Below are 12079 nucleotides of genomic sequence, written 5' to 3' on the forward strand. Positions count from 1 at the left end.
ACGTCTAATTCAAGGTTTTAAGAGAAAAGGAGAATCCAAATGGAAGAGATTTTTGTGAAAGAATGGTTTACCAAACAACTAAGACAGGTATTTCATGTGTACCCACAAGCATCAAATGTAGAAATTAACGTCATTGATTTAAAGCATCCAGACCTAGAACGGTACATGCATTTAATGGAGAATAAATGGAATTTAAAACTAGCAACTAGTGCCTACTCTTGTGCACATGATGATATTAGAGGAAACCACTGGGAAGCATATTTCATTTGTAAAGAAACAGGGGTTTTGTTTGAACTGTGGAAGAAGAATGATGAAGTAATTGCCTACGAAACTTACAAGTAAAGGAGCATTAACACATGACATACAGCTACGAGCGATTTTTAAAAGGAATGGCATTACGAACAAATGAACAAGTAACACTAAATGACATTGGTTACGAAACTATTGAACTATACAAAGAGGAAATGGACGAGCGTTTCTTTGCAGAAGGTGAGTTCAAAGCATTACCAGATGTTTGCATGGTAACAGCGATTAACTATTGGACAAAAGAACGTAATGAATACTTAATGATGGATGTTTACGATGAAAGCAACCAACATCATATCAAAACAATTTGGGTGAAAAATGGAGAAGTACAATTGGAGAACGATTAAACTCACGACAAAACTAATCGGAATCTCACGACAAAAGTAAATCAAAAGAATAGTAAAAAGGACAAGTTCATGCAACACAAGGCATGGGCTATTTTTGTGTGTAAAAAAACTCACGACATTATTATATAACTGTCGTGAGTTCTATTTTTAGGAGGGAAAAGAGCATGAAATCAAAAGCCATTTTAACAATTGCAGTAACCATTCTAACAGAAGACGTAAAAATTTTACAGGAAAAGACAAAAGAATTCTAAATTTGAATGGAATAAGTACATGACTGATTGTGTTTCTACGACATAGGTTTGCGAAAGTATCTTCATTATTCTTTATCGAAATTTTTTTTGGTGTTCAAAACAATAAATATTTCCATTAAACCTTTTGTTAGATAAGCAATAAGATTTCACTTTATCAGATACAGGTTTTTGACAGATTGAACATGTATCTTCATTATTTTTTATAGCATTCGTTTTTTGGATACTCTCAATGTGCTGATGTCTAATCGAAGGGTCTTGGATATTTACGTTTGATAATGCATCGTGTATTAAATTGATATCCTTATTTGAAAGGAACGGTTCCTTGTTTTGAAGTTTAAGAACAGCTATTTTTCGATTGATAAATTCTGTCAATTCTATATCATAAACGACTAGCTGGTTCGAATGGATCCTTCTTAACTCCTCTTCAATTTTTAACGTGCATCGTTTGGTGAAAGAAACCATAGATATAAAGTGTTCGTGATATTTTTCATCAATTATATTTTTAATTGCTTGTATGTGACCATAGTTTTGTAATAAAGGATTCATCATTTTAAATTTACCGTTAATTAACCACGTTTTTCTATCCTTTCCCCCGTAAATCGTGCCTTGATAGTTTTTTGTTTCAATGACAAATATTCTGTAGGGTGTAATGATAACATGGTCAATTTGTGAGTAGCCCGTAGAAGACTTTTCATTCTTTATAAACAAGTCGCTATGATGCATATAGTTTTTAGGAAACTGGTCTAATTGGATATTGATTTTATATTCACCAAGTTCTCCTTTTCGGTTTGCCCAATGTTGATTATTTTTCTTACTTTCGTTAGCTTTTATAAGTGAAGAATCGTCAATTTCTTTTTCATCTTTCTTTTTTTTATTGAAGAAAAAACCAAAGACCATCATTTAACCTCTATTCTTATGTAAGTGAAAATTCTTTTTTTTATAATTATGGTATTACATAAATTATACCATCTTCGGTCTAATAGATTATTAAAATGATAGTGGAATATTGTATGTGAACAGGAGATAATAAGTACATTTTTCATTATCTAAAGAATTTTGAGCAGTGCAAAGTTAAGAAAAATCCTCTCTCTAAAATGATTAGTGTAGTTTCAGGTGCTCTGGCACCGAAACAATTCTGACAATATAGGAATCCGAGCAGGACAAGAGAAGAAAGAACTTAGGTTTAACCTGATTGCAACAGGTGTGGTAGTCGGTTTGGCCATAGTTTGTCCACCAGCAGGAATCCTCCATAAAGAGTTAAATTGTAATTATTATCTAATTGTTTGAGTGTCTAGCATCTATGGTTCATCGGAATGCCAGGATTAGTGCTATACTTGTGAGTATCTGAAAGGAGCTTGACCATATCTTATGAAATACGTGAAATCTCAAATGAACCAGCTGGTTAAAGACAATAAAGAATTGCAAAAGCACTTAAAAGAATTGATGATAAACCTTGATCTAGAGAAAAACTATGCGCTTAAGGCTTTGTACCATTCAGAAGTTGCCGATGGGGGAAAGTATCAGTTAGCATACCAAGATCTTGACTTACCTAAAGAGTAAATCAGGAGTCAGAAAGCATAATTCAGCACCGATTTAAAGTCCTTAATCTCTTCGGAGGCTAAGGATTTTTTTATGTTTTCTATTATAAATAGCAAGGGGACTAGTCTTTGAGAGCAGCGTGTAAAAATTCCTATTAATAATAAATACTTATAGGTAAAAATAATCTTAATAGGAGCTTTTTTACATGTTATAATTTCTGAAAGTTTAAAATTTTCATTCGGTGTTAATGATAATTGTTTTACAGTAGGAGAAGTGATTTCAAAAGAAATTTCCGTTAAGTGAGGTTGATTGTTATTTCGAAGATATTAGATGTTGCCGGTATACAGAATGGAATTGAAAAAACGCTCAAATCTTTAAAAGCGAAACAAAAAGAAATCGCTGCAATCGAAACCGCGGTTCAAGGGATACTCGCCCTTGAAGATGCTTTTAAAGGAAAAAGCGCGGATGCGATGCGAAATTATTATAGAGAAGTGCATTTGCCATTTATCTCTTATTACAAAACTTTTATAGAAGATTACGAGAGTAAACTAACAATTATGGGCAATGAATTGCAAGCGTTAGAGTCAGCTAAAAATGGTAGGATTGTCGAAGCATTTTTAGCAGAAGATTTACAAAGTAGCCTACAAAACACAGCCAATCATACAATCACACTAACAGATGAAACAAATCAAACAATTCTATCCGTACAAGACATTGTAGCTGCACCGCTATTACATGATACATTCTTTCTGGAAGAAGTGGATGATGCAAAAAGCCAAATCAAAGATACGGTAGAAAAAGTCCATCAATTTGATTACAATCAAAGTAAAGCTTTAGAAGAATTATCCAATGATGTGTCAACCATGCAAAACTACATAGATCGTATTCAATCCCATGCGAAAAGTGGAAAGATACAACTAGAAAACTATAAAGTGGGCACATTGAAGAAGTATCAAATCGATGACTTGCTTTTAGAAAATACTTGTTCTAGAGAAGACAGTAAAGAAGAGTTACAAAAGAAACTCGCAAATACAACTAACCTAGAAGAATTTTTGAAACTGGCAAAAGAACTAGGCGATGAAAACCTAACCGCTGAACAAAAACGGATCCTCACCTTGTGGGAAACAGCAGAAGGTATCAAAAACGGTGCATACAAAGCAGGAAAAGAATTCGTAAAAGGGCTATTCAATTTCGTCTTGCATCCAGTAAAAACAATAGAGAGTACAATTGATGCCCTTGCGCATCCAATAGAAACGTTTGATTATTTATCGATGGCAATCCGTGATTCATATGAAAGAGATGTGATCAACGGAGACGCCAAGTCACGTGCGGAATGGTTTTCTTATGCATTAGGAACTATTGGATTGTCCGCAGTGGGAACAAAAGGGTTGGGCGCCGTATCAAAAACCGGAATGGCAACAACCAAAGTTGCTACCAAAGCCGGCTTCAGCAAGGTAAAAGGTGCAGTAGAAAAAATCTCCAATCTAAACTTATTGCCGTATGCCCCTAGGAATCAATTAGCCTATGCCAATGCAGGTGCTGTGCCTTACAATGCGCTGAATGGTGCTAGGGCGGAAAAACAGCTGCTTTCTTTGGCGAAGATAGAGACGAAGGGGAGCGGTAAGGACTTAAATAAGAAAATAAGGAATAAATCAGGAGTTGTTAATAGTAATTTTAAGTTAGATAGAAGTCTTCAAACACAGACTAAGCTTATGTATAATAATGGATCGATTGGGATAATTCCTATAGAAATAAGAGATAAACTAATAGGTAAACAATTTAATTCCTTCGATGATTTTAGAAAAGAGTTTTGGGTGTCTGTAGCAAATTCAAGCTTTGCAAAGGAGTTTAATACTAGAAATGTTTCAAGAATGTCAGAAGGGAATGCTCCTATTGCTCCTAAAATTGAACATTATGGTAAACAAAAGTCGTATATACTTCATCATAAACAGCCCATAGATAAGGGGGGAGAGGTATACAACCTTGATAATTTAATAATTACATCCCCAAAAATGCACCAAAATATTCTAGACCCTGCTTATCATTTTGGAAAGAAAGGAAAATAATTTAAAGAAGGTGGAAAAATGAGTAAAAAGTTATCTAAAGAAGAATTAATTGAACTTGTAAATAAAATATGTAATCCTAAGCTGTCTGATGAAGAAATAAGTGGATATATAGATATTTTGGAAGATAATGTTCCTCATCCTGCCCCTAGTGATCTGATTTTTTGGAATGAAGAGGATTTATCAGCAGAGGAAGTAGTAAATATTGCTTTAACATATAAAGATGAAAAATAATTGTATTGGTAGAAACTTTGGTGCTGGTCACCGAAATAATGCAGAAAATAGACAGCGATTAAGTCCTAAATCTTTTCAGAGGTTAGGGGCTTTTTCTTTATATTGTTGAATTTATGATGAGGTGCAAACAAGCCCATCCATGATACGGTAGAAAAACGGATGAACAAAAACAGATCCTCACCTTGTGGGAAACCGCAGAAGGTATCAAAAATGGTGCCTACAAAGCAGGAAAAGAATTCGTAAAAGGGCTATTCAATTTCGTCTTGCATCCCGTAAAAACAATAGAGAGTACAATTGATGCCCTTGCGCATCCAATAGAAACATTCGATTTTCTTTCGACGGCGATCCGTGATTCGTATGAACGAGATGTGATCAACGGAGACGCCAAGTCCCGTGCGGAATGGTTTTCTTATGCATTAGGAACCATCGGATTGTCTGCAGTGGGAACAAAAGGATTAGGCTCTGTATCAAAAACCGGAATGGCAACAACAAAAGTCGCTACCAAAGCAGGCGCCAGCAAAGTAAAAGGTGCAGTAGAAAAAATCTCTAATCTCAACTTATTGCAGTATGCCCCTAGGAATCAATTAGCTTATGCCAATGTAGGTGTTGTGCCTTACAATGTGGTGAATTCTCTAACAAGAGAGCTATCTCCTAAACAAAGTAAAACGATACAGTGGCCAATGTTTGAAGATAAGTTTTACCCTCCAAAACATTTCAATGGAAAGGAAGAGTAGATATGCCACGATGGAAAGATATGTTGATAGAAATAGAAAAAATTGAAGAAAAGTACGGAAGTTCTCTTAGAAATCCAGTATCAGATACAGAAATTGAAAGAATTAACCATAATATCCAATTGAAATTAGGAAACATTGTTTTACCTAAGTCATATACTGAGTTTCTAAAGAAAATAAATGGTTTAGATTATAATGGATTAGTAATTTACGGTATTGATAAAGGTCTACTAGATAAGGAAGTAGATGATGATATTGATGGGTTTGTTGAGATGAATGAGCTTTGGTATGAAAATGATTACCAAAAGCAATATATTTTTTTGGGGGATTCTGATACGGCATGGTATTGTTATGATATTAATGAGAATATTTATAAAGAACTAGATAAACCCTCAGGAACTATGATTCAGTCATTTGAAAGTTTTGATTCTATGTTGATTGAAGCACTTGAAACAACTCTTTTATAAAAGATAGAAGGAAAGATATGACATAGTATAAGCAGCCAATCAACGAAATAATTCAGAAATAGAATACAAATTAAGTACTTAATTTCTTCGGAGGCTAAGGGCTTTTCTTATGAATAAGAGAAAAGTATTTTTTATCCGCCCAATTAGAAGAATTATCCGCTCTCTCAACAATTCAAGTCCTCTACGAGCAAGAACAGAGCATCTGAAAAAATACTTCCATTATCCGCATCAAATATTACTAGATTCACTAGTTCCCCATGCGTCCAAAATCAAGTGCCAGGCACCAAAATAATTTTGAAGAGGGAGTACAAAAAAGATCCTTAAATCTCTCTTGAGATTAAGGACCTTTTTTTACGCATAGTTAGTTATTGTGATAAGGTTGCATCTTTTTTATCGTTTAGATGACTGCCCTGTATTACTTATAAATTCACAACAATCCCATTCGCACCGATATCGGCTTTGTTGTTTGCTTCGTCAACTATTTGATAATCGTTGGATGATAGTGTTATGCCTTTTCCAAAGTCTGTTATGGTTAATTCTTTATTAATTGTAACAGTTACTTCTTTGTTTGAATAAGCTGTTTTTGAAACGGAGGCAACTGTGCCTATTACTTCTATACCGCCAATGTTTACTTTGTAAGTTGTATCATTAGTGACTTTTACGGATTCATTGAATATTAAAACAACCGTTGTTGAACCAGGGTTTGCAAGGTTAGCTGAATCTGGAATAGCCGGTGTGGTTTTTGTTATTTTTGCAGATATTAAAGTTGGTTTTACATTTTCGTTGAATAATTTAATGGTAGAAAAATCATCCATTGTATTACCATTTAGAGCTTTGATACCTTTGATTTTTACAGTACGGTTTCCAGTATAGTTGTTTGAACCAGATACTAGTTTTACCGTAGCTACACCGTTTGCGTTTAGAGTGACAGAGTCAATTGTTGCGCCTGCTACGAAGTAGTTATTTTTGTTTACAATTGTAGAGTTATCTAAAGCCCTTTCTGTACCAAAATCAACCGTAAATGTATCGTTGTCGATAACTTTTACTTGGTTGTCTGTTAATGATGGTTTTGAGTTATCTTTGTCTTCACCACGAGTAAATGTGAAAGCAGATTTTTTTGCATCATTTTTGTTATTGGCTACGTCAGCAAAGATATTTTCAACTAAGTCTAGTGTGTAAGTAGTATCTTTTTCTAGTGCTTTATCTTCAAACTTCACTTTTGATAATGGAATCGTATATTGAGTTGAAGAACCTGATACTGGTGTTAAATCTGAAGCAGCAAATTTAATATTACCAGTAGTTGTGACATAGTTTTTAACAGCTTTTGCTGGCAAAGTAATTGTTCCAGAAGCAATTAGTGATGTTTCTTCACTTGTTGTAAGGGTCAATACCTGTTTGTCGTTCTTATCCATAGAAACAGTTAAAGTTACAGTTGGTTTAACCGTGTCAGCAACAAAGTTAAGAACTTGGCTGAATGCTTTTCCTACTTCACCAGATAGATCTGAGTATGATTTGTCAGGTATTGTAATTGTAACTAAACCAGATACTGCCGAATTTAGTTCCACAATGTATTGTGTTTTATCATTTTTGTCCTTAGTTACAGATTTGATGGAAGAGTTAGATCCAGCTAAATTTAAATCTGTTTTATCAAACTCTTGAACTTCTTCAGAGAATTTAATCTCAAATTTTTTGGCATTTATCGGAGTTATACTTGTTACGACAGGGGCTACACCGTCTTTTTCACCTTTTTGGATAGAGACAGAGAAAGGTGTTTCAAGTATATTGGCACCAAAGTCTGTTAAACCAGTGAACGATACTACAATGTCTTTTCCAGTTGAAACAGTAGAAGGTAAGATAACCTTAATAGAGGATCCTTCAACAGTTATGTTATCGCTAGGTACTTGAATAGATGTACCATCAGCGTATTTTAAAGCGACAAAGCCTTTATCGTTAATCGGTTCAGAGAAGTTAAAGGCAAAGGTGGTAGCATTTTCTTTTGTAAAGTTTACATAAGTCGGTGCAACTTTATCATCAGCTTTAATAATTTGAGAATCTGCGGTGAATTTTTCGTTTGTAGTTGTTTTAACTTGATTGCTAACTTCTGCCACGTATGAACCAGAGAAGATGGATCCTGATTCAGCAGTGATGATTAGTGATCGTTTATCTTCTGATAACTGAGCGGTTAAGCCTGTTGAAGCTACGGAACCTACTTTTGTAATACTAATATTTTTTAATGCACTATCTTCCCCGATAATAGTTGAAGCATCTACAGAACGATTAAAGGTTACTTTGATTTGTTTTGCATTTAAAGATTCAACTGATTTTACTTTAGGAGCAACAACTTGTCCGTTTTCAAATGCTTTTTCAACCCCATTATCTAAATATGTATCATTAGCTAGAGTTGCATTGAAATAGTATTTATCGTTAAATAACGCTAATCCTACATTCAGTACGCCATCTTTATAGAGTTGACCTTTGTAAAGACCTGTTTCAACAACTTTTTTTCCTTTTACATAGTAAGCATTTTCAAAAGTTCCTGTTTCTACTTTTTTAATACCATTTACATAGTATGCACCAGCATAAGTGCCTGTTTTCACTTTTTTAACGCCATTAACGTAATAGGCACCAGCGTAAGTACCTGTTGTAACTTTGTAAACACCCTTTACATAATACGCACCTTTGTATGTTCCAGTTTTCTTAACCCCGGCCTTGTAATATTTTTTCTTGTAAATCCCAGTGAATGCTTTACCATTCTTATACAAAATTCCATTGTAAGATTTGTATCCTTTAATCGTTTGGTTAGTTGTAGCATTTACAAGAGTACCCTTTTTAGTGATTTTGTAAGTTATTTTAGCAAAAGCATCCGCTCCTGAACCTACTACTGAAGAAGTTAGAACGGAAGCACCTACTATCAATGCAGTTGCAGTTTTGGCAATTTTATAATGTGACATAGAAAATCTCCTCTCTTATATGTGTGATTTTTTAATCACTTATGTTCTAATTATCTACTATAAATACTTAATTTTCCATGATTTTATGATAAATAGTTTAATAGTTTTTAGATAGTGCGGTAAGCAGTATCTATATCACCATCTCTTGAAACAATTTCATGTTAAATTGTTTCAAGAGATAATAGCATACGAATATCGTATATTATTAGAGTTTACTAACAAACACAGTTAATGAAGTTCGAGACATCAGTTAAAAGCGTCTTGGTATTGTATAAGATTAAAAAAACTACTAGCCATAGTCCAAAAATAACACTAAAATAGATTGATAGTAATGAAAGGGTGATTTCGTCATGAGAAAATTGTCATACATAATTTTAGTAGGAGCGCTATTAGCTGGTTGTGGTAATAGTGAAGAGCCGAAAAAAAGTGCAGAAAGCGCAAATTCTACATATACAAAAGCTGTAGAGCAGGGGAAAATTGCTTTAACAGATGGAAATATTGATAAGGCATTAGCTTCTTTTTCAGTAGCGTTAGATGAAAAACCAGAAGATTCGCAAGCAAAAAATTATGTAACGCAATTAAAGAAAACCAAAGAGATAGAAAATTTAATCGATGATAAGAAATATAAAAATGCTATGAAGGAAGCGGACGGATTACTTGATTCTCCAGAAATACTCAATAGCGTAAGTGGACAAGTAGAAAATTTACGTCAAGAAGCAAAGAGAAAACAAGCTAAGATGATTTCAGCTAAAACGAAAAAAGCGCAAACTTCTCCAAATAATATGAATACAGCTCAAACTCAACAGCAACCCAAAAATAATATGTATCAGATCTATTCGAATCGTGCATCTACAATTGTTTCAAGATACGATAATCCTGCTGCAAGTATTGATGGTACAACACAAGGTTCTGAAGATAAAATGATTAATGCAGAAAATGCCCGTTATGCGCAATGGGATGCATTACTAAATGATATTTATGGTACTTTAAAAACAAACTTGTCGGCAAGTGATTTCAATAGTCTACGAAATTATCAACGCCAATGGATTAGTGATCGCGATGCCACTGCAGATCAAGCAAGTATAGATGCAGAAAGTATGGATTCGTACACACCAAAAGTATCACACGCTATGGCGTTAGCAGAAAGTACAAAAGAACGCTGTTATGAATTACTAAATGACTATGCGGCAGAGCTTCAACGGTAATATGTTGGTTGAATTTTAAGGATTTTAAGTTATGTAAATTTAAGAATTAAAAAATGTCGAAACATGATAATGCGTTTCGACATTCGATGGATATGCGCTACTTATTATATAATTCTTTTTTGATGAATTGTGCACTTTTATTTTGCAATAAACACCAAAGAATTCGTTTTAACGATAAACACCAGAAAGAGCTTTCGATATGATTATTAAGTGGTATTGGTGTTATTTTGAATATACGCATAAATTTTAGGAAATATATTATTTATTTCTTTTTGTATTTTACTTTTAAAGTTCTATTTTTCATAGTTGTTTTAACATATGTCTTATATTTCTTTTTATAAGAACCTTCATGGTAATATTGTACATACTTTTTATAAGTTACATCAGCATACCCTGCTAGTCTGCTGTATTTAATTTATTTGTTAAAATTTTTATCAATTATTAAGAGGAGAGAGTATAGTGACAAAAAATTATCTGGAAGAGACTTTATTGATTATTACTGCAGTAGTATTAAGTGTTTATTTGGGTGGACTATTACTTTCCAGTTCATCTAAATATAATAGTGTTCTTTGGGTTGCCCCAATTCTTCTAATTGTAATAGCTATCGGTATATTTCTTCTCAAAAAAAGTAAATAATGAGTTTAGTTTTAAATGAGTTACAAACTAAAGGTATAATTCTAGAAATGGTGTATACATTAAATCCTTTATCTCTTTGGAGGTTAAGGATTTTTCTTTTCATTTTTCCCCACGCAATAAAGAATATAATACATATATGAAAATTCAAGAACGGTGTAACCAATCGCTGCAATGGTAGATTTCTTTATCTAAAAATCCAGATCATATAGAATAATGATTAAGTTTGAGTAGATGATGGAAATTCAGACATTGAGGAAAGCCTATTCGATTATGGCAATATGGAATTGGCAATTGAAAATTTATTATTGATTTACATTTATGTTTTTCTTTTTGTATTATTTTTTTATTTGATATTCTTTTAATAAATAAACGAGAGGAATGATAAAATGTTTGAATATATTTTTGAAGGTGAAGCCGAGTTTGATGATTTTTCGTTGGAAGATTTGAAAAAAGTTGAAGAAACTTTAGGTGTGAAGCTACCTGATTCTTATATAGAATTGATGAAATTACATAATGGTGGGGATTTAGCCTATAGTATTCTTCATTCTGGTAGAGTTCCAGATGGTGAAGTTGAAATTGAAAATATTCGTGGAATTGATTTGGAAGAAGGTATTATTGAATCTAATTATCTTGTTGAAGAGTGGGAAATGGAAAAAGGTTTAATTATTATTTCTGGTGATGGTAATTATTGGTTATCCCTTGATTATCGTAATTATGCTGGAAATGAACCAGCTGTTGTTTACATAGAAGAAGATGCTGAGAGTAAACCAAAGCAAGTAGCAAAAACTTTTGAATTGTTTTTAAAGAAATTAAAACAACCTGAAGAAGATGACTTTGAATTTGATTTAGAAGATGATGAAGATGAAATTGTTTATACAAAAGAAGAATTTGAAAAAAATATTTCTAAAGGTAAATCATATGTTGAAATATCAAATGGTTTTTATCAATTCGCTAGAGAAGAATGTGATATGGAATGGTTTATTAAATTAGCTTTACAAGCAATAAAGTTAAAAAAGTTCGAAAGATTGCCTATTTCAATTGGAGAACATGTTTTAATGAAAATGAATAAAGTACCTTCTGAAAAATGGCCTATTAATTTATTAACGGAATTAGCTGAGTCTATGATTAACTTTAAAGGATATGAAGGTGATTTTGATTATTTAGCTGTTAAATACGGTAAGCAAATTAGAAGAAAGTTATAAATAAAAGTCACCTGTTTTCAGGTGCTTTTTATTTTTTTCCAAAATACTATTCCCGCCAGTATGACCTGTTTTAGAATGAATTGCTGAGTCTATTAATTGCATATAACCTCTTGTTTGATGATGGTGCCAAGTGTCAAAAATTTATTA

General features: G+C 33.0%; 13 protein-coding genes. 10 read left to right on the top strand and 3 right to left on the bottom strand.

From position 1 onward, the window contains the following. Nucleotides 1-39 precede the first annotated feature (39 nt). Nucleotides 40-342 (top strand): hypothetical protein, encoded by a 303-nt coding sequence (locus Q0977_RS11935; RefSeq protein ID WP_299514159.1) that lies wholly within the window; start codon nucleotides 40-42, stop codon nucleotides 340-342. Nucleotides 343-356: 14 nt separating this feature from the next. Further along, a complete protein-coding gene (locus Q0977_RS11940; RefSeq protein WP_299514162.1) occupies nucleotides 357-653 on the top strand; it encodes a hypothetical protein in 297 nt (98 codons plus the stop codon). Between the two features lie 323 nt (nucleotides 654-976). On the opposite strand, the gene Q0977_RS11945 is transcribed toward Q0977_RS11940, so the two are convergent. Continuing rightward, the gene (locus Q0977_RS11945) at nucleotides 977-1801 is read right to left on the bottom strand and encodes a nuclease-related domain-containing protein (protein WP_299514165.1); all 825 of its coding nucleotides are present in this window, start codon (nucleotides 1799-1801) and stop codon (nucleotides 977-979) included. Between the two features lie 471 nt (nucleotides 1802-2272). Between Q0977_RS11945 and Q0977_RS11950 the strand changes: the two genes are divergently transcribed. From Q0977_RS11950 to Q0977_RS11970, 5 genes are all read left to right on the top strand, one after another. After that, the gene (locus Q0977_RS11950) at nucleotides 2273-2464 is read left to right on the top strand and encodes a hypothetical protein (protein ID WP_299514168.1); all 192 of its coding nucleotides are present in this window, start codon (nucleotides 2273-2275) and stop codon (nucleotides 2462-2464) included. 278 nt (nucleotides 2465-2742) lie between these two features. Further along, nucleotides 2743-4509: a T7SS effector LXG polymorphic toxin gene (locus Q0977_RS11955; RefSeq protein WP_299514171.1), complete on the top strand. Its 1767-nt coding sequence runs from the start codon at nucleotides 2743-2745 to the stop codon at nucleotides 4507-4509. Nucleotides 4510-4527: 18 nt separating this feature from the next. Beyond that, complete coding sequence (locus Q0977_RS11960) at nucleotides 4528-4740, top strand: bacteriocin immunity protein (protein ID WP_299514174.1); 213 nt, start codon at nucleotides 4528-4530, stop codon at nucleotides 4738-4740. A 182-nt stretch (nucleotides 4741-4922) separates the two neighbouring features. Beyond that, on the top strand, nucleotides 4923-5474 hold the full coding sequence (locus Q0977_RS11965) for a hypothetical protein (RefSeq protein ID WP_299514177.1): 552 nt from the start codon (nucleotides 4923-4925) through the stop codon (nucleotides 5472-5474). 2 nt (nucleotides 5475-5476) lie between these two features. Further along, nucleotides 5477-5938 carry a YrhA family protein gene (locus tag Q0977_RS11970; protein ID WP_299514180.1) on the top strand — a complete coding sequence of 154 codons (462 nt, stop codon included), beginning with the start codon at nucleotides 5477-5479 and terminating at the stop codon, nucleotides 5936-5938. Between the two features lie 419 nt (nucleotides 5939-6357). Here Q0977_RS11970 and Q0977_RS11975 read toward each other — a convergent pair whose 3' ends face one another. Then, on the bottom strand, nucleotides 6358-8889 hold the full coding sequence (locus tag Q0977_RS11975; protein WP_299514182.1) for a hypothetical protein: 2532 nt from the start codon (nucleotides 8887-8889) through the stop codon (nucleotides 6358-6360). 350 nt (nucleotides 8890-9239) lie between these two features. Between Q0977_RS11975 and Q0977_RS11980 the strand changes: the two genes are divergently transcribed. The 3 genes from Q0977_RS11980 (at nucleotide 9240) to Q0977_RS11990 (ending at nucleotide 11932) form a co-directional block, all read left to right on the top strand. Further along, nucleotides 9240-10094 carry a lysozyme inhibitor LprI family protein gene (locus Q0977_RS11980; protein ID WP_299514185.1) on the top strand — a complete coding sequence of 285 codons (855 nt, stop codon included), beginning with the start codon at nucleotides 9240-9242 and terminating at the stop codon, nucleotides 10092-10094. A gap of 459 nt (nucleotides 10095-10553) precedes the next feature. Then, nucleotides 10554-10730, top strand: coding sequence for a hypothetical protein (locus tag Q0977_RS11985; RefSeq protein WP_299514188.1), 177 nt, complete (start codon nucleotides 10554-10556; stop codon nucleotides 10728-10730). 386 nt (nucleotides 10731-11116) lie between these two features. Further along, the gene (locus Q0977_RS11990; protein WP_299514191.1) at nucleotides 11117-11932 is read left to right on the top strand and encodes an SMI1/KNR4 family protein; all 816 of its coding nucleotides are present in this window, start codon (nucleotides 11117-11119) and stop codon (nucleotides 11930-11932) included. Here Q0977_RS11990 and Q0977_RS11995 read toward each other — a convergent pair. Continuing rightward, the gene (locus tag Q0977_RS11995) at nucleotides 11927-12073 is read right to left on the bottom strand and encodes an HNH endonuclease (protein WP_299514251.1); all 147 of its coding nucleotides are present in this window, start codon (nucleotides 12071-12073) and stop codon (nucleotides 11927-11929) included. The genes Q0977_RS11990 and Q0977_RS11995 overlap by 6 nt on opposite strands. Nucleotides 12074-12079: the final 6 nt, after the last annotated feature.

This window comes from uncultured Rummeliibacillus sp., assembly GCF_934216135.1.
GTDB lineage: Bacteria > Bacillota > Bacilli > Bacillales_A > Planococcaceae > Rummeliibacillus.